The sequence below is a fragment of the Streptomyces sp. NPDC036815 genome, assembly GCF_055609205.1.
In genome coordinates, this window is the sequence record NZ_JBVJPW010000036.1 from 1 (window position 1) to 17,128 (window position 17,128).

General features: G+C 73.8%; 14 protein-coding genes. 12 read left to right on the plus strand and 2 right to left on the minus strand.

Annotation, left to right across the window (positions count from 1 at the left end):
* The 9 genes from ACZ69I_RS37915 to ACZ69I_RS37955 form a co-directional block, all read left to right on the plus strand.
* Positions 1-1,584 (plus strand): vitamin B12 dependent-methionine synthase activation domain-containing protein (locus ACZ69I_RS37915; protein WP_470837066.1); only part of this gene is annotated, 1,584 nt, incomplete at its 5' end.
* Positions 1,581-2,486, plus strand: a complete 906-nt coding sequence (gene metF, locus ACZ69I_RS37920) for a methylenetetrahydrofolate reductase [NAD(P)H] (protein WP_470837068.1) — start codon at positions 1,581-1,583, stop codon at positions 2,484-2,486. The genes ACZ69I_RS37915 and metF, both read left to right, overlap by 4 nt.
* Positions 2,464-3,927 (plus strand): adenosylhomocysteinase, encoded by a 1,464-nt coding sequence (ahcY, locus tag ACZ69I_RS37925; protein ID WP_470837070.1) that lies wholly within the window; start codon positions 2,464-2,466, stop codon positions 3,925-3,927. The genes metF and ahcY overlap by 23 nt, the downstream gene beginning before the upstream one ends.
* A 21-nt stretch (positions 3,928-3,948) precedes the next feature.
* Positions 3,949-4,086, plus strand: a complete 138-nt coding sequence (locus tag ACZ69I_RS37930) for a hypothetical protein (protein WP_467682846.1) — start codon at positions 3,949-3,951, stop codon at positions 4,084-4,086.
* Positions 4,087-4,192: 106 nt separating this feature from the next.
* Positions 4,193-4,651, plus strand: a complete 459-nt coding sequence (locus ACZ69I_RS37935; RefSeq protein ID WP_467682847.1) for a TetR/AcrR family transcriptional regulator — start codon at positions 4,193-4,195, stop codon at positions 4,649-4,651.
* A gap of 165 nt (positions 4,652-4,816) precedes the next feature.
* Positions 4,817-6,349: an MFS transporter gene (locus tag ACZ69I_RS37940; RefSeq protein WP_467682848.1), complete on the plus strand. Its 1,533-nt coding sequence runs from the start codon at positions 4,817-4,819 to the stop codon at positions 6,347-6,349.
* 490 nt (positions 6,350-6,839) lie between these two features.
* On the plus strand, positions 6,840-7,880 hold the full coding sequence (gene mvk / locus ACZ69I_RS37945; protein WP_467682849.1) for a mevalonate kinase: 1,041 nt from the start codon (positions 6,840-6,842) through the stop codon (positions 7,878-7,880).
* Between the two features lie 706 nt (positions 7,881-8,586).
* Positions 8,587-10,566: an FAD/NAD(P)-binding protein gene (locus ACZ69I_RS37950; RefSeq protein ID WP_470837071.1), complete on the plus strand. Its 1,980-nt coding sequence runs from the start codon at positions 8,587-8,589 to the stop codon at positions 10,564-10,566.
* Complete coding sequence (locus tag ACZ69I_RS37955) at positions 10,556-11,956, plus strand: nitrosuccinate lyase (RefSeq protein ID WP_470837072.1); 1,401 nt, start codon at positions 10,556-10,558, stop codon at positions 11,954-11,956. The genes ACZ69I_RS37950 and ACZ69I_RS37955 overlap by 11 nt, the downstream gene beginning before the upstream one ends.
* Before the next feature lie 156 nt (positions 11,957-12,112).
* Here the strand turns inward: ACZ69I_RS37955 and ACZ69I_RS37960 are convergent, their stop codons facing one another.
* Together ACZ69I_RS37960 and ACZ69I_RS37965 are read right to left on the minus strand one after the other, a co-directional pair.
* Positions 12,113-12,319 (minus strand): hypothetical protein, encoded by a 207-nt coding sequence (locus ACZ69I_RS37960; RefSeq protein ID WP_467682852.1) that lies wholly within the window; start codon positions 12,317-12,319, stop codon positions 12,113-12,115.
* Positions 12,316-12,942 carry a hypothetical protein gene (locus ACZ69I_RS37965; RefSeq protein WP_467682853.1) on the minus strand — a complete coding sequence of 209 codons (627 nt, stop codon included), beginning with the start codon at positions 12,940-12,942 and terminating at the stop codon, positions 12,316-12,318. Before ACZ69I_RS37965 ends, ACZ69I_RS37960 begins: the two co-directional genes overlap by 4 nt.
* An 886-nt stretch (positions 12,943-13,828) precedes the next feature.
* Here ACZ69I_RS37965 and ACZ69I_RS37970 point away from each other — a divergent pair.
* The 3 genes from ACZ69I_RS37970 to ACZ69I_RS37980 all read left to right on the plus strand — a co-directional run bounded on the left by ACZ69I_RS37970 (position 13,829) and on the right by ACZ69I_RS37980 (position 16,252).
* On the plus strand, positions 13,829-14,905 hold the full coding sequence (locus ACZ69I_RS37970) for a polyprenyl synthetase family protein (RefSeq protein WP_470837074.1): 1,077 nt from the start codon (positions 13,829-13,831) through the stop codon (positions 14,903-14,905).
* Between the two features lie 82 nt (positions 14,906-14,987).
* On the plus strand, positions 14,988-15,740 hold the full coding sequence (locus ACZ69I_RS37975) for an alpha/beta fold hydrolase (RefSeq protein ID WP_470837075.1): 753 nt from the start codon (positions 14,988-14,990) through the stop codon (positions 15,738-15,740).
* Positions 15,737-16,252, plus strand: a complete 516-nt coding sequence (locus ACZ69I_RS37980; RefSeq protein WP_470837076.1) for a hypothetical protein — start codon at positions 15,737-15,739, stop codon at positions 16,250-16,252. Before ACZ69I_RS37975 ends, ACZ69I_RS37980 begins: the two co-directional genes overlap by 4 nt.
* Positions 16,253-17,128 lie beyond the last annotated feature (876 nt).

The window sequence follows — 17,128 nt, forward strand, 5'->3', positions numbered from 1 at the left end:
CTGCCGCTGCAGGAGCGCCTGCAGCGGCGCATCATCGACGGCGAGAAGAACGGCCTGGAAGCCGACCTGGACGAGGCGCTGCGGGACACCCCGGCGCTGGACATCGTCAACAACACCCTGCTGGAGGGCATGAAGGTCGTCGGCGAGCTGTTCGGCTCCGGGCAGATGCAGCTGCCCTTCGTGCTGCAGTCCGCCGAGGTGATGAAGAGCGCGGTGGCGCACCTGGAGCCGCACATGGAAAAGAGTGATGACGCGGGCAAGGGCACCATCGTGCTGGCCACCGTCCGCGGCGACGTCCACGACATCGGCAAGAACCTGGTGGACATCATCCTGTCCAACAACGGCTACACCGTCGTCAACCTCGGCATCAAGCAGCCGGTCGCGGCGATCCTGGACGCCGCCGCGGAGCACAAGGCCGACGTGATCGGCATGTCCGGGCTGCTGGTCAAATCCACGGTGATCATGAAGGAGAACCTGCAGGAGCTCAACCAGCGCAAGATGGCCGCCGACTTCCCCGTCATCCTCGGCGGCGCCGCGCTGACCCGCGCCTACGTCGAGCAGGACCTCCACGAGATCTACGAGGGCGAAGTGCGCTACGCCCGCGACGCGTTCGAGGGCCTGCGCCTGATGGACGCCCTCATCGCCGTCAAACGCGGCGTGCCCGGCGCCAGCCTGCCCGAGCTCAAGCAGCGCCGGGTGCCCTCCAGGGCCACTGCGGCGGTCCTTGAGGTCGAGGAGGCCGGGCTGCCGGCCCGCTCGGATGTGGCGGTGGACAACCCGGTTCCGCAGCCGCCGTTCTGGGGCACCCGGGTGGTCAAGGGCATCCAGCTCAAGGAGTACGCCTCCTGGCTGGACGAGGGCGCGCTGTTCAAGGGCCAGTGGGGCCTGAAGCAGGCCCGCACCGGCGACGGACCCACCTACGAGGAACTGGTGGAGAGCGAGGGGCGGCCGCGGCTGCGCGGCTGGCTGGACCGGCTGCAGACCGACAACCTGCTGGAAGCCGCCGTCGTACACGGCTACTTCCGCTGCGTGTCCAAGGGCGACGACCTGATCATCCTCGGTGAGGACGGCTCCGAGCGCACCCGCTTCACCTTCCCGCGCCAGTCGCGCGGGCGGCGGCTGTGCCTGGCGGACTTCTTCCGCCCCGAGGAATCCGGCGAGACGGACGTGGTCGGCCTGCAGGTGGTCACCGTCGGCTCGAAGATCGGGGAGGCCACCGCAAAGCTCTTCGCCGCCGACTCCTACCGCGACTACCTCGAACTGCACGGCCTGTCCGTGCAACTGGCCGAGGCCCTCGCCGAGTACTGGCACGCCCGGGTCCGCGCCGAACTGGGCATCGCCGGCGGCGACCCCGACACCGTCGAGGGCATGTTCGCCACCCACTACCAGGGCTGCCGCTACTCACTGGGCTACCCCGCCTGCCCCGACCTGGCCGACCGCGCGAAGATCGCCGCCCTGCTGCGGCCGGAGCGGATCGGCGTGCAGCTCTCGGAGGAGTTCCAGCTCCACCCCGAGCAGTCCACCGACGCGATCGTCACCCACCACCCCCAGGCCAGCTACTTCAACGCCGGAGGCCGGCCATGAGCGCCCTGCGCGACCTGATCCAGGACGAGCAGCCCAGCTTCTCCTTCGAATTCTTCCCGCCCAAGACCCCGGCCGCGGCCCGCTCCCTGTGGCAGACCATCCGCCGCATCGAGACCCTGGCCCCCACCTTCGTCTCGGTCACCTACGGCGCCGGCGGCTCCTCCCGGGACCGCACCGTGGAGGTCACCAAACGCATCGCGGCCGAGACGACCCTGCGCCCCGTGGCCCACCTGACCGCGGTGGGCCACTCGGTGGCCGAACTGCGCCACATCATCGGCCAGTACGCCGACGCCGGCGTCCGCGACGTCCTGGCCCTGCGCGGCGACCCGCCCGGCGACCCCAACGCGCCCTGGACGGCGCATCCCGCCGGCCTCAGCCACGCCCACGAACTGGTGCGCCTGGTCAAGGAGTCGGGGGAGTTCAGCGTCGGCGTGGCCGCCTTCCCCGAACGCCACCCCCGCTCGGCCACCTGGGACAGCGACATCGCCCACTTCGTCGCCAAGTGCCGGGCCGGCGCCGACTACGCCGTCACCCAGATGTTCTTCCACGTCGAGGACTACCTGCGGCTGCGCGAGAAGGTGACGGCCGCCGGCTGCCACACCCCGATCATCCCGGAGATCATGCCGGCCACCGACGTGCGCCAGATCAGCCGCTTCGCCCAGCTCAGCGGCGCCGCCTTCCCCGAAAGCCTGGCCCACCGCCTGGACGCCGCCCGCGACAACCCGGCCGAGGGCCACCGCATCGGCGTGGAGTACGCCACCGCCATGGCCCAGCGGCTGCTGGCCGAAGGCGCCCCCGGCCTGCACTACATCACCCTCAACCGCTCGACGGCGACGCTCGAGATCCACCGCAACGTAACGAACTCAAGGAGTGCCCCGCATGACCTCGCAGCCCACCACTGACGGCCAGGACTTCAAGGTCGCCGATCTCTCGCTGGCCGCGTTCGGCCGTAAGGAGATCACCCTCGCCGAGCACGAGATGCCCGGTCTGATGGCGATCCGCACGGAGTTCGCCGCCGCGCAGCCGCTGGCCGGGGCCCGCATCATGGGCTCGCTGCACATGACGGTGCAGACGGCCGTCCTCATCGAGACCCTGGTCGCGCTGGGCGCGCAGGTCCGCTGGGTGTCCTGCAACATCTTCTCCACCCAGGACCACGCCGCCGCCGCCGTCGCGGTCGGCCCGCACGGCACCCCCGAGGACCCGCAGGGCATTCCGGTCTTCGCCTGGAAGGGCGAGAGCCTGGAGGAGTACTGGTGGTGCACGGAGCAGGCGCTGACCTGGCCGAACACGCCCACCGGCGGCCCGAACATGATCCTGGACGACGGCGGTGACGCCACCCTCCTCGTACACAAGGGCGTGGAGTACGAGAAGGCCGGCAAGGTCCCGCCGGTGGAGTCGGCCGAGAACGACGAGCACCGCGTCATCCTCCAGCTGCTGAACCGCACGATCAGTGAGGGTTCGCAGAAGTGGACCCAGCTGGCCTCGGAGATCCGCGGCGTCACCGAGGAGACCACCACCGGCGTCCACCGTCTCTACGAGATGCACCGGGAGGGCACCCTCCTCTTCCCGGCGATCAACGTGAACGACGCCGTGACGAAGTCGAAGTTCGACAACAAGTACGGCTGCCGCCACTCTTTGATCGACGGCATCAACCGCGCCACCGACGTCCTCATCGGCGGCAAGACCGCCGTCGTCTGCGGATACGGCGACGTCGGCAAGGGCTGCGCCGAGTCGCTGCGCGGCCAGGGCGCCCGGGTGATCGTCACCGAGGTGGACCCGATCTGCGCGCTGCAGGCGGCGATGGACGGCTACCAGGTCACCACGCTCGACGAGGTCGTCGACAAGGCGGACATTTTCGTCACCACGACGGGCAACAAGGACATCATCATGGCCGCGGACATGGCCAAGATGAAGCACCAGGCGATCGTGGGCAACATCGGTCACTTCGACAACGAGATCGACATGGCGGGGCTGGCGGCGACGCCGGGCATTGTCAAGGACGAGGTCAAGCCGCAGGTGCACACCTGGACCTACCCCGACGGCAAGGTCCTGATCGTGCTGTCCGAGGGCCGTCTGCTGAACCTGGGCAACGCGACGGGGCACCCCTCGTTCGTGATGTCGAACTCGTTCGCGGACCAGACGCTGGCGCAGATCGAGCTGTTCACCAAGCAGGAGCAGTACCCGACCGATGTGTATGTGCTGCCCAAGCACCTGGACGAGAAGGTCGCCCGTCTGCACCTGGACGCGCTGGGCGTGAAGCTGACCAGGCTGAGCCCCGAGCAGGCCGCCTACATCGGCGTCGACGTCGAGGGCCCCTTCAAGCCCGACCACTACCGCTACTGACCCCACCCCCAGGAGGACGCCGTGCCCGACACCCACGAGGAGGACGCCAGAGCGCCCGGGGACACCCCCCTGGCCCCGCCGCGCACCCCGCCGCTCCGGCTCGCCGGCACCGACGAGGACGACACCTTCGAACCCCACGTCGTGCGCGGCATCGACTGACCCCCGGCCCCTGCCCGGTTCCAGCCGGCGTCGAGCCGATACCGAGCCGGCAGGGGCCACGATGACACCCCACCCCCCCCAACTCCCGTCCCCTGAAGGAGGAGAGATGACCGAGGCCGCACCCCGCCCCACCCCCCTGAGCGACATCGGGGACGCCCTGGCCCAGGCCGGGGCGGCATCGCTCACCGGACAACGCGCCCAGCTCGCCGAAGGCCTCCTGCGGGCCGCCCTGGCCAAGTGGGAGGACGACGCCTCCCGGCCGCAGCTGCTGGGCGCCTTCGGCGCCGTCTTCGCCGGCGAGGACGGCGCGGCCCAGATGCGCGACTTCATGTCGAACCAGATCTTCCGCCAGCTCGCCGCCTCGCTGGAGGAAGAGCCCAAGGACTTCGACGAGGTCGCCCGCGCGCTGGGCGTGCCGCCCATGAACATCAACGCCGCCCAGGCCCAGGTGTGGGGCGTGGCCGTCCTGCGCTACGTCGTCAAGCTGGAACCGCTCGCCTCGGCCTCGGTCGACGAGGTCGTCGCCCTCATCGCCCCCACCATCCAGCGCTACCTGGTCGGCTGACCGCGCCCGGCCACCTGCCCCTCACATTCCGGTACGCCATTTCGTCGTACTGGAGGAGACGGACACCCCGCGAACCGGCACGGCACACACGCCACCGACACCGGCCGGAATGTCCGCGCGGACGGCCTTTTCGGGTCGCACTTATTCGGAGGAAGTAAACAGGCCATGAGTACTCTCGACAAAGACTCCCCGGGCGGGGCGAATGAGGCTGTCGCCGCGTCCGACCCGAGGCGATGGAAAGCACTGGGCGTCCTGGCCGCGATCCAGTTCATGCTCGTCATGGATGTCACGATCGTGCTCGTCGCTCTCCCCGAGATCGACAAGGACCTGACCTTCAGCACCGAGGGCGACCTCGCCTGGGTCCTCAACGGCTACGTGCTGATGGCCGGCGGCTTCCTCCTGCTGGGCGGCCGGCTGGCCGACATGTTCGGCCGCCGCAAGATCTTCATGATCGGTGTGATCTGCTTCGGCGTCGCCTCGGCCACCTGCGGCGCCGCGATGTCCTCCGGCATGCTGGTCTCCAGCCGCTTCGTCCAGGGCCTGGGCGAAGCGCTGTGCGGCCCGGCCGCCCTCGGCATGATCCCCATCCTCTTCCCCGACGCCCGCGAGCGGATGAAGGCCCTGGGCGTCTGGGGCGGCACCGCCGCCCTGGGCGGCGTGATCGGATCGGTCGTCTCCGGCGCGCTCACCGAGTGGATCGACTGGCGCTGGATCTTCTACATCAACATCCCCATCGCGCTCGCCGCGCTCATCCTGGTGCCCCGGGTCATGCCCGAGAGCCGCATGGAACGCGAGGGCCGCAGCGTCGACTTCGCCGGCGCCGTCGGCATCACCGGCGGCCTGGTCGCCGTCGTCTACGGCTTGATCAAGGCCGCCGACCACGCATGGGGCTCCTCCACCGTGCTCGTGCCGCTGCTCGCCGGCGTCGGCGTGCTGCTCCTGACCGCCCTGTGGGAGACCCGCGTCTCCGACCCCATGGTGCCCATCCGCTTCTTCACCAACCGCACCCGGGTCACCTCCAACGTCGTGACCCTGGCGCTGCTCGCCAGCTTCCACTGCTACGCCTTCCTGCTCATCATCTACATGCAGAAGGTCCTGCTGTACTCGCCGATCAAGGCGGGCATGGCGGTCGTGCCGCTGGCCTTCGCGATGGGCGCCGGCATGGGCGCCGCCTCCGCCCTGATGCCCCGCATCGGCGTCAAGGCGGTGCTGGCCATCGGCTTCGGCGGCGCCGCCGTGGGCCTGTTCGTCGCCAGCTCCCTGGAGGCCGACTCCTCCTACGTCGGCGGCGTCCTGCCCGGCATGCTCGTCTTCGGCATCTTCAGCGCCATGTGCTACCCCGCCCTGGTCAACGGCGCGCTCTACCAGGTCACCGGCAAGGACTCCGGCCTGGCCTCCGGTGTGCAGACCGCCATGCAGCAGATCGGCGGCGCACTGGGCCTGGCCACCCTGGTCCCCCTGGCCATCCGCTACACCACCGACCACATCGGCGAGGGCGTGCTGCCCACCGTCGCCCAGTCCGACGGCGCCTCACGCGCCTTCCGGGTGGGCGCCATCCTGGTGGCCGCCGCGGCCGTCCTGGTCGTCGCGCTGATGCAGAAGGTCGACGCCGCACCGCGCAACGTGCTCGCCGAGGCCGAGGCCGAGCCCACCGAGGACGCGGCCGCCCAGCCCACCACCACCGGCGCCGCCTCCTGACCCTGCGGCCGCGCCCGTACGTGGGGCGTGCCCGCGCGCCCGCACCGGCGGGCGCACGCCGCACCGCCTCACCCGCACCGCCCCCGGGAAGCACCCGTCCCGGGGGCGGTGCGCTGCCCTGCCCCCCCGGGGGGCGCTGCTCGTGTTCCCTTGTGTTCTCTTGCACCTCAACTGCGCACGCCCGCACGGGAGGTGCGGTGCATATATGCAAGGAAGTGACCCACACCACTTCGGGGCGCTCTAGGCGCGCCGTCGTCCTGCGTGTCACTATTTCCGGGCATCCACCCTGCCCAAATGCCCTGCCGCGGCCGGGGATCGGGGTGTCCTTCCCCCCTTTTTTCTTTTCCCCGGGCCGCCGGCGCAATGGTTTTCCCCCGCACCGCCCGGCCGAGGCCGGTGCATTCCCCGCAAGGGCGTATCGGGAAACGGCGATGTGCCCTCTGCCGTTTCTTCCCCGCCCCTTCCTCGACGTCTGGATGATGCGATCTCCATGCAGAAAACACCAGGGGAGCTGAGCGCGCCGACACCGCCCGCCCCGGCGCAGGGGGCGCCACCGGTCCGCCGGGCGCGCACGGTCGGGGTCGGCCGCGCCCACGCCAAGACGATCCTGCTGGGCGAGCACGCGGTGGTCTACGGCGCGCCCGCCCTCGCCCTGCCGGTGCCCCAGCTCGCGGTCACCGCGAGCGCCGGCTGGTCCGCGCCCGGCCCGGCCGGTGCGGGCGGCGTGAGCCTGACGATGACCGGCTCCCCCTCCCGGCCGGTGGCCACCGAGGCCTCCGAGGGACTGCGGCAGCTGGCCGCCCGGTTCCGCGCGGCCCAGGGCGTGGCCCAGGACGTGCACCTGGAGGTGATCCTGGACTGCGCCGTCCCGCCCGGCCGCGGGCTCGGCTCCAGCGCCGCCTGCGCCCGGGCCGTGGTCCTGGCCCTGGCCGACCTCTTCGGCCGCCACCTGGGCCCCCAGGAGGTGTTCGACCTGGTGCAGAGCGCCGAGAACGCGACCCACGGCCGGGCCAGCGGCGTCGATGCCACCGCGGTCGGCGCCCCGGGCCCGGTCTTCTTCCAGCAGGGCCGCTCCCACGAACTGCCCATCGGCTGCGAGGGATTGTTCATCGTCGCCGACAGCGGCGAGGTGGGCCGCACCAAGGACGCCGTCGCCCAGCTGCGCGAGACCTTCCACCGCCACCCCGGCGCCCGGCAACGCTTCGTGGAGCGGGCCACCCACCTGACCGGCCGGGCCCGCCACGCCCTGGCCCAGGGCACCCCCGAAGACCTCGGCCCCCACCTGACGGCCTATCACCACCTGCTGCGCACCGCCGAACTGAGCACCGCCCGCATCGATGCGCTGACCGAGGCCGCCCTGGACGCGGGCAGCCTCGGAGCCAAGATCACCGGAGGCGGGCTGGGCGGCTGCCTGCTCGCACTGACCTCCTCGGCCCGGGCCAGCGCGGTCACCCGCGCCCTGCACGAGGCCGGCGCCGTCCAGACCTGGGTCCTGCCCCTCAGAGCCCGCACCGGCCACCGCACCACCTGACCCGAACCCCGCACACGTATCCGCCGGTGACGGGGACGCGGGGGAGGGGCACCCCGATACGTATGCACGCCCCCCCGGGCCGGACGCGCGCGGCATCACCGCGCACACCCGCGCACCCACCCCGCCCCCCGGGGGGGGCACATGCTTCCCCTGCATCTCCCACCCACCCCCCCCACGTATCCCCCCCCACGTTTTCCCCCTCGTATCTCCCGCACGCAAGCGGAAAGGAGCAGGCACATGAGCGGTATCGCAGATCTCGGCGCGGGCACCGTCGGGGTGCCGGCCGGGCGGGGCGCGGGCCACGGAGGCGGCACCGCCGCGGGGTCCGCCCCGGCGCCATGGTGAACGGCTACCGCCCGCCCCGCGACAGCGGCTGAGGGGCGGCGCGGGAGGGACGCACGGGACAGACGCGGCACGGCAGTGGCCGGCCGCGCGCCACACCTGGCCCCCGCGCGTCGCAGACGTTCCCCCCTGCCGCACATGCCGCATCCCCCCTCTTGCTGCGCCCGGCGGCGCACGAAGGGGGACGGGTCGCCGCCCGGTCGAGGTTCTCCGGGGCCGGCGGGGCATGTGCGCCGGAGCACCGCCGAGCTCTCGCTGCCCGGGGTGCTCCCCGGCCCACCCGAGCGGCCCCCCCCCGTGCGAGGGGGCGGGCCCGCCCGGCGTGCGGTCCGCCCCCTCGCGTGACCCTGCAGAAACGGTAGACATGACAGCGACACACAGCACGGTATGCCTGGTGGGCGCGGGACCCCGCGGGCTGTCCGTGCTCGAGCGGCTGTGCGCCAACGCCCGCACCCGCCCCGCCGACCACACCGTCCACGTCCACGTCGTCGACCCCTGCCCGCCCGGGGCCGGCCAGGTCTGGCGCACCGACCAGTCCCCGCACCTGCTCATGAACACCGTGGCCGGCCAGATCTCGGTGTTCACCGACGCGAGCGTCGACCTGGAGGGCCCCCTGGAGCCGGGCCCCAGCCTGTACGAGTGGGCCGCCGCGCTGCGCGCCGAGGACCCCTACCCGCCCGCCGTGCTGGCCCAGGCCCGCGCGCTGGGCCCCGACACCTACCCCACCCGCGCCTTCTACGGCCACTACCTGCGCTGGGCCTATGGGCGCATCGTGGCCGGCGCGCCCGCCACCGTGACCGTCACCGCCCACCGCTGCCGGGCGGTGAGCCTGGACGACGAGCCCGGCCCGCCCGGCGCCCCGCCGCGCCAGCGGGTGCGGCTCGGCGATGGCCGGGTGCTCGCCGGCCTGGACGCGGTCATCCTGTGCCAGGGCCACCTGCCGGCCCGCCCGGATGCCGCCGAGGCCGCCTTCGCCGCCCGCGCCCGCCGGCACGGGCTGCGCCACCTCGCGCCGGCCAACCCGGCCGACATGGACCTGGACGTCCTGGCCCCGGGCAGCCGGGTGCTGCTGCGCGGCCTGGGCCTGAACTTCTTCGACTGCCTCGCCCAGCTCACCGCCGGCCGCGGCGGCACCTTCACCCGCACCGCCGGCCGCCTGGTCTACCACCCCTCGGGCCAGGAGCCCCGGCTGTGGGCCGGCTCCCGGCGCGGCATCCCCTACCAGGCCCGCGGCGAGAACCAGAAGGGCCCGCACGGCCGCCACCACCCGCTGCTGCTCACCGAGGAACGCGTGCGCGCCCTGCGCCGCGCCCACCCCGACGGCCTGGACTTCCGGGCCGATGTGTGGCCGCTGATCGCCTGCGAGGTGGAGAGCGTCTACTACCGCACCCTGCTGCGCGCCCGCGGCAAGGACCGCCCGGCCCGCCGGCTGCAGGCCCACTACCTGGCGGCCGCCCCGGAGCACCGCGACGCCCTGCTCGAGGCCTACGGCATCGGCGAGAAGGACCGCTGGGACTGGGACCTGCTCGCCCGGCCCTACCGCGACCGGGAGTTCACCGGCCCGCACGACTTCACCGGCTGGCTCCTGGACCACCTGCGCCAGGACCTGGCCGAGGCCCGCGCCGGCAACGTCGCCGGCCCGCTCAAGGCGGCCCTGGACGTGCTGCGCGACCTGCGCAACGAGATCCGCCTGGCGGTCGACCACAACGGCCTGCACGGCGCCTCCCACCGCAGCGACCTGGACGGCTGGTACACCCCGCTCAACGCCCACCTCTCCATCGGCCCGCCGGCCCGCCGCGTCGAGGAGATGATCGCGCTGATCGAGGCCGGCGTCCTGCACGTCCTGGGCCCGGGCCTGCAGGTGCAGGCCGGGCCCGACGGCTACCGCGCGCTCTCCCCGCTGGTGCCCGGCTCGGCGCTGCACGTGCAGGCCCTCATCGAGGCGCGCCTGCCCGCCATCACCCTGCGCCGCACCGGGGACGCGCTGCTGCGCCACCTGCTGGACAGCGGCCAGTGCACCACCCACCGCCTGCCCGCCCGCGGCCCAGAGCCCCTGGACAGCGACGGACTGGCCGTCACCGCCCGCCCCTTCCGCCTGATCGACGCGGCCGGCCGGCCCCATCCGCGCCGCTTCGCCTTCGGAGTGCCCACCGAGTCGGTGCACTGGGTGACGGCCGCGGGCATCCGGCCCGGCGTGGGCTCGGTGACCCTCACCGACGCCGACGCCATCGCCCGCGCCGCCCTGGCCCTGACCGCCCCCGGCCCGCACCCGCGGCCGGGACCGGCCACCACCCTTCCCTCCCCGGCCGTTCACCCCGGACAAGGAGTCACGCATGCCCGCTGACCTCACGCCCGGCGCGCCACTCGAGACCGGGCTGCTCGCCCCGGTCTGGGCCGACACCCCGGTGGCCGCCGCGGTCTGCGACGCCGCCTGGCTGCAGGCCATGCTGGATGCCGAGGCGGCCCTGAGCCGGGCCCAGGCACGGCTGGGCACGGTGCCCGCCACCGCCGCCCGCACGATCACCCGGGCCGCCCGCGCCGACCACCTGGACCTGCCGGCGCTGGCCGCCCGGGCCCGCCAGTCGGCCAACCCGGTGGTGGCACTGGTGGCGGAGTTCACCGCCCTGGTGGCCGCCCAGGACCCGGCGGCGGCCGCCTACGTGCACCGCGGCTCCACCAGCCAGGACATCTTCGACACCGCCGCCGTCCTGGTCGCCCACCGGGCACTGCGCCTGATCCGCGCCGACCTGGCCCGCGCCGAACAGGACCTGGCCCGCCTGGCCCGCACCCACCGCGACACCCTGATGGCCGGCCGCACCCTGGCCCTGCACGCGGTGCCCACCACCTTCGGCTGCAAGGCGGCCGGCTGGCGCCACCTGGTCCTGGACGCCGATGAGAAGCTGGCCGCGCTCGCCGCCGCGGCACCGGTCCAGCTCGGCGGGGCCGCCGGCACCCTGGCCGGCTACCTCCACTACGCAGAGGGCGCCGAGCCCGCCGCCTACGTCCGCGAGCTGACCGCCGCCTTCGCCGCCGAACTGGGCCTGGCCGCCCCGCTGCTGCCCTGGCACGTGCTGCGCACCCCGGTGGCCGACCTGGCCCACGGCGCCGCGTTCACCTGCACCGCCCTGGGCAAGATCGCCGTCGATGTGCTGTCGCTGACCCGCACCGAGGTCGGCGAGGTCCACGAACCGGCACCCGCCGGGCGCGGCGCGTCCTCGGCGATGCCGCACAAACGCAACCCCGTCCTGGCCACCGCCATCCGCTCCGCCGCCCTGCAGGCACCCCCGCTCGCCGCCGGCGTCCTGGGCTGCATGCTCAGCGAGGACGAACGCTCCGCCGGCGCCTGGCACGCCGAGTGGGAGCCGCTGCGCGCCCTGCTGCGGCTGGCCGGGGGAGCGGCGCACCAGGCGGCGGAACTGCTGGGCCACCTGACGGTGGACAGCGGGCGGATGCGCGCCAACGCCACGCTGAGCGGCGGGCAGATCGTCTCCGAGAAGATCGCCGCGGTCCTTGCGCCGCTGCTGGGCAAGGCCGCGGCCAGAGACCTGCTGAACCAGGCCTGCGCCCGGGCCGCGCGCACCGGCGCGCCGCTGGCCGACGTGCTGGGCGCCGACGAGCGGGTGGCGGCCCTGCTGGCCCAGGAGCGCCACCGCGACCTGTTCGCCCCGCACGCCTACACCGGGGCCGCCGCCGCGCTGACCGAACAGGCCCTGACCCGCCCGCACACCCCCTGAACCCCCGGCCCCCCTCCTGCACGCGGCCGGCCGCCGCCGACGCCCCCCGCTTTTTTGGGGCGGGCGCCGGCGGCGGCCGGAGCGACAGCGACCCGGTTACGGCGCACCGGGCGGTGCGGACCGCTCAGCAGCGCGGGCCGGCGGTGCGGAGGGCTCTCAGGAACGCGCGCCGGGCGCGGAGGCCGGCTGGCGGCGCAGCGCGATCTCGGTGAGCTCCTCGATGTCGAACTGGGAGCGTCCCGGGGAGCCGTAGCGGGTGATCTTGCCCCGGCTCACCCACTTGCGGATGGTCGCTTCGGAGACCCCCGTGGCCAGCGCGGCCACATTCGTGGGCACGAGCCTGTGGCGCGGCGGTCTGTTCATGCGGCGTCCTTCCGTTGCCGGTCCATGCGGTGCCGGATGGTGAGCAATTCGCGCATTTCCCATGAATGTCCTGACGTACAGCTGACACCGCCCCCGGCGGTGCTGCGGGCGGCGGGCGGCGAGGCGTTGATCGTTCCGGGGCAGTCGTCCACCACGCACCCGATGACGGGCGCATGCGGGGCGTCCGGTTCCGGGTCGATCGCCCGCAGCGATTCCACCTGCAGGCCTTCGACTTCGTCGGCGAATTCAACGGCAGGGGGCTGGGCGGTGAGCCACTCCAGATGGAGGATCAAAAAACATGCGAGGTGCGGGACGGAACGGCCCGGGGCGCGCGCCCCGGTCTTCTCCACGACATACCAGGACCATGACTCGAGGATGGCGAGAATATTGTTCCTGGCATCGAGTGCGGAAATATTCAGGTGATCCCGCCTGCGGCTGCCCGACACCTTTGTCGGGTTCCTGCGCCGGGACGTCGAAAGAATGTGGTGCAGCCCCTCCTGATGCAGAGTGGGAAGGGTGCGCAGCGTGCGTGCGAGCTGCTCGACGCAGGGCGTGCAGAGGACGGAGCCGGCGGCGACACGGATTTCCTGAGCATGGTTCCTGGGGCATGAGCGAAACTCCATTGAATCTCCTTCATGAGCTGACGCGCCCCGCGGCCGGCACGGCGGAAAGACCGCTGGACCGGTCGCTGCAGTGAATGCTGGATCAAGGGCCCCCGGGGGCAGCGAAGTGGCCGGAACCCCAGGTGAAGGCCGATGTGGGCCGCTGAGGGCCACGGCAGGACGTCGCGGTGGGAGGGCGTTCCGGTTCAGGAAATTCCGGCAGGGGAAATACATCCGGCCCGGCTGGTACAGGCCCTGACATGGTCACTGGATACGGCCCTCATGCGCGTTCCATCCCCCCGGTTGGTGCCAGATCCCCACCGCTGCCTACTCGCAGCTATGGGCGCACATCGGAGAGTTCCATGAGCGGTCGGGGGGTGTCAACGTGCATCCCGGCGGGAAGAGAGCGGTAATCCAGCGGCGTTAAATTATTCCTTTCGTAATCGATCCGCCCTAAAGGGGAACTCTAGATTCCTCTTTTCTGCAGGGGAACTCCAGGTTTCTTCCAGTCCGCCCGGGCCCGCCGGGCACCCCGACAACGCTGTCGCCGCCCCCGGCCCCCGCCCCGCCCCCGCACGCCCCTGCCCCCCGCACCCGCCCGCCCCTCCCGCACCGCCCCCGGGCCCCGCCCCCGGACCGGCCTGCCCCTCCCCCCGGCCAAGCCCCCCCCGACCACGCCCGCGACCAGCACGTTTACCCCCACCCCGGCCCGGGCAGGGAGCCCGCACCCGCCCCGCCCGCCCGGCCCCGGGGCCCGCCGCCCGGACCGGCCCCGCCCCCGGCCGGCACCCCCGACCCCTGCCGCCCCGGCGGCCCGCCCCTGCCGAAACGGCGGCGCACCCCTGCCGCACCGCCGGTAATCCTCCGCCCCACCGTTCACCCTCTACACAAGGAAAAGGCTGTGGCCATGGAAATGACCTGTATCGACACGGATATCGACACGGACCAGGAATTAGCGGAGACCGCGCGCCGTACCAGTGAAGAGCTGCTGCGGAAAATGGAACAGCATCTGCGCACATTCCTTTCCGCCGAACACGAATTATGGACGGCGGTGGACCCGCGGGCGGTCGGCGCCGTCGACGCCCTGTCCGAACTGGTCGCGGCCGGCGGCAAACGCATCCGGCCCGCCTTCTGCATCGCCGGCTACCTCGCCGCCGACGGCGACCCCGCACAGCCCGCCGTCGTGACGGCCGCCGCCGCCCTGGAGATGCTGCACGTCTCCGCCCTCATCCACGACGACATCATCGACGCCTCCAGCCACCGGCGCGGACTGCCCACCGTCCACGCCCACCACTCCGCCCTGCACACCCGCCGCGCCTGGCAGGGCGAGGCCCGCCGGTTCGGCGAGGGCGTCGCCCTCCTCGTCGGCGACCTGGCCCTGGTCTACTCCGAGCAGCTGATGGCCCACGCGCCCGCGGCGGTGGTCCCGGTGTGGAACCGGCTGCGCTCGGAGCTGATGATCGGCCAGTACATGGACATGAGCGCGGCCGCCGAGTTCAGCGTCGACCCCCAGCTCTCCCGCTGGATCGCGCTGGCCAAGTCCGGCCACTACACCATCCACCGGCCGCTGGCCGTGGGGGCGAGCGCGGCCGGCCGGCCCGACCTGGCCCCCGCCTTCGAGAAGTACGGCGAGGCGGTGGGCGAGGCCTTCCAGCTCCGCGACGACCTGCTGGACGCCTTCGGCGACTCCGCCGCCACCGGCAAACCCGCCGGCCTGGACTTCGCCCAGCACAAGATGACCCTGCTCCTGGGCTGGGCGATGCAGCGCGACGAACGCATCCACCACCTGATCACCACCCCCGGGCACACCCCGGAGGAAGTACGCCGCCGCCTGGTGGACACCGCGGTCCCCGACGACATCGAAAAACACATCGCCGCCCTCGTCGAGCAGGGCTGCGCGGCCCTGGAGCAGACCCCCATCGACCCGGTGTGGCGCGCCGAGCTGACCCGCATGGCCCACCGCGTCGCCTACCGCACCGCCTGACCCCGCCCCCGCCCCGGTGCGGGGCACGCCGAGAGGCCCCGCGGTGCGGGGCCAGGGCGCCGCCCGGGGCGATGGTGGAAGGGTGGACGACCGGATCGAGGAGCAGATCTTCACCCGCAGGTTCGGGGCGCCCGTGCGCGCGAACGCCCCGAACCTGCTGCTGATCCACGGGCTCGGCCTCTCGGGACGCTACTTCGAGCCGCTCGCGCGGCGCCTGGCCGCGCACGGCGCCGGCGTCCTGGTGCCCGACCTGCCGGGCAACGCGCGCTCCCGGGCCGCCGCGCCCCGCGCCCCGCGCCCGGCCGACCACGCCGGCGCCCTGGCGCACTGGCACCGGCGGCTGGCCCTGGGGCCCAGCTGCCTCGTCGCCAACTCGGTGGGCTGCCAGGTCGCAGCCGCCCTCGCCGCCCGCCACCCGCGCCTGGTCAGCCACCTGGTGCTGGTCGGCCCGGCCCTGCAAAGCGGCGTCGGCGCCGCCCGCCAGGCCGGCCGGCTCCTGGCGGACGCCCCCCGAGAACCCCTCTCCCTGCTCCCGCTGGCCGCACACGACTACCTGCAAACCGGCCCGGGACGCTGCGCCGCCTCCTTCCGCGGCGCCCTGCACGAGGCGGCCCACCGCTTCGAGGCGGACCTGCGCCGCCTGCACGCGCCCACCCTCGTCATCCGCGGCGCGCGCGACCCCCTGGCCCCCGCCGCCTGGGCCCGGCACGTGGCCCGCCTGGCCGGCGGCGCCCGCACCGCCCAGATCACCGGCGCGGCCCACGCGGCCCACTACAGCGCCCCCAACACCCTGGCCGCGCTCATCGAGGAGTTCACCGCGCAGGCCCCCCGATGACCCCCCACCCCCACACCGACCCCCCGCGCCCCCCGCGCCTCCCGCGTCCCTCGCCCTGGCTGCGCCTGCTGCCCGGCATCTCCCCCAAACGCCGCGGCCTGGTACTGGCCTGGTGGGGCTTCGCCCTCACCTTCGCGGGGATGCGCCTGCTGACCTGGCTCATCCACATCGACGCGGCCGGCGTGGGCGACCTGCAGGCCGGCGGGGTGCACCTGCACCACTACGTGTGGGGGATCCTGCTGCTCGCGGTGGTCGGCGCGATGGGCCTGGGCGAGCGCACGGCGCGCGTCCGCGCCTGGATGGGCCTGTCCTACGGGGTGGGCCTGGCCCTGGTCGTCGACGAGGCCGCGCTGCTGATCAGCCTGGAGGACGTGTACTGGGACACCGAGGGCGGCGTCAGCATCGCCCTGGCCATCGCCGTACTCGCCCTGACCGGCAGCGTCCTGGCCCTCACCCGGGGCCGCAGGGACAGCCGCCGGGAGGCGGCCCGCCGGGAGCGGGAGGAGACCTGAACCGGCACCACCGCCCCGGGCGGCCGGGCCCCGCCGCCCGGGCGCCCGGCCCCGCCGCCCGGGCGCCCGGCCCCGCCGCCCGGGCGCCCGGGCCCCTCATCCCCGCGCCGGACACCGCCGCGGGCCCGCGCGGGTGGGGGTGGCTGGCGGGCGCTCAGGGCGCCACCCGGCTGTGGCGCGGGGAGGGCCGGGTGTCTTCGGCCCGGCGGCCGGGCCTTGCGGCGGGGGCCGCTGTGCACCGCCTCCGGCCCGTATGGACGGCGGCTGACGGGAACTCAGGGTTTCGTCCATCCGGCTGCGGCCCGGGAGCGCGGACCGGGCGCCCTCGGCCGACGGCGGGCCCCCGCGATGGGCGCCGTCGCCGCGCCGCATGGGTGGAGGCGGCTGACGGGCGCTCAGGGTGTCACCGGTGTCACCCGGCTGTGGCCCGGGGGAGGGCCGGGTCTCCTCGGTCGGCGGCCGGGCCTTGCGACGGGCCCGCCGCACAGCGCCGCTGGCCCGCGGGCGGCGGTGACTGACGGGAACTCAGGGCCGTCCACCCGGCTGCGGCCCAGGGAGGGCCAGGCGTCTTCGGCCGGGCCGCCCCGCACGGGCGCCCCCGCTGGCCCGCATGGACAGGGGCGACTGTCGGGCGCTCAGGGCGCCACCGGCACCTCCCGGCTGCGGCCCGGGGGAGGGCCGGGCCTCTCCGGCCCGACGGCCCGGGCGCCGCGACGGGCCCCACCGCGCACCGTCCCCAGCCCGTACGGACGCGCGCGGCCGTCAGCCACTCAGGGCGCCACCGCAGCTGAGGCCGGAGGAACGCCCGGGCGTTCTCGGCCAGACGGCCGGGCCCGCAGCGCACCGCCGCAAGCAGCCCGGGCCCGAAATCCTGGC

What these genes read in the sequence shown, in the direction of transcription:
- ACZ69I_RS37980 (WP_470837076.1), top strand. Translation starts at nt 15,737, where the DNA reads ATGACCCCCCACCCCCACACCGACCCCCCGCGCCCCCCGCGCCTCCCG.
- ACZ69I_RS37935 (WP_467682847.1), top strand. Translation starts at nt 4,193, where the DNA reads ATGACCGAGGCCGCACCCCGCCCCACCCCCCTGAGCGACATCGGGGAC.
- ACZ69I_RS37950 (WP_470837071.1), top strand. Translation starts at nt 8,587, where the DNA reads ATGACAGCGACACACAGCACGGTATGCCTGGTGGGCGCGGGACCCCGC.
- ACZ69I_RS37960 (WP_467682852.1), bottom strand. Translation starts at nt 12,319, where the DNA reads ATGAACAGACCGCCGCGCCACAGGCTCGTGCCCACGAATGTGGCCGCG.
- ACZ69I_RS37940 (WP_467682848.1), top strand. Translation starts at nt 4,817, where the DNA reads ATGAGTACTCTCGACAAAGACTCCCCGGGCGGGGCGAATGAGGCTGTC.
- ACZ69I_RS37965 (WP_467682853.1), bottom strand. Translation starts at nt 12,942, where the DNA reads ATGGAGTTTCGCTCATGCCCCAGGAACCATGCTCAGGAAATCCGTGTC.
- ahcY (WP_470837070.1), top strand. Translation starts at nt 2,464, where the DNA reads ATGACCTCGCAGCCCACCACTGACGGCCAGGACTTCAAGGTCGCCGAT.
- ACZ69I_RS37970 (WP_470837074.1), top strand. Translation starts at nt 13,829, where the DNA reads ATGGAAATGACCTGTATCGACACGGATATCGACACGGACCAGGAATTA.
- metF (WP_470837068.1), top strand. Translation starts at nt 1,581, where the DNA reads ATGAGCGCCCTGCGCGACCTGATCCAGGACGAGCAGCCCAGCTTCTCC.
- mvk (WP_467682849.1), top strand. Translation starts at nt 6,840, where the DNA reads ATGCAGAAAACACCAGGGGAGCTGAGCGCGCCGACACCGCCCGCCCCG.
- ACZ69I_RS37955 (WP_470837072.1), top strand. Translation starts at nt 10,556, where the DNA reads ATGCCCGCTGACCTCACGCCCGGCGCGCCACTCGAGACCGGGCTGCTC.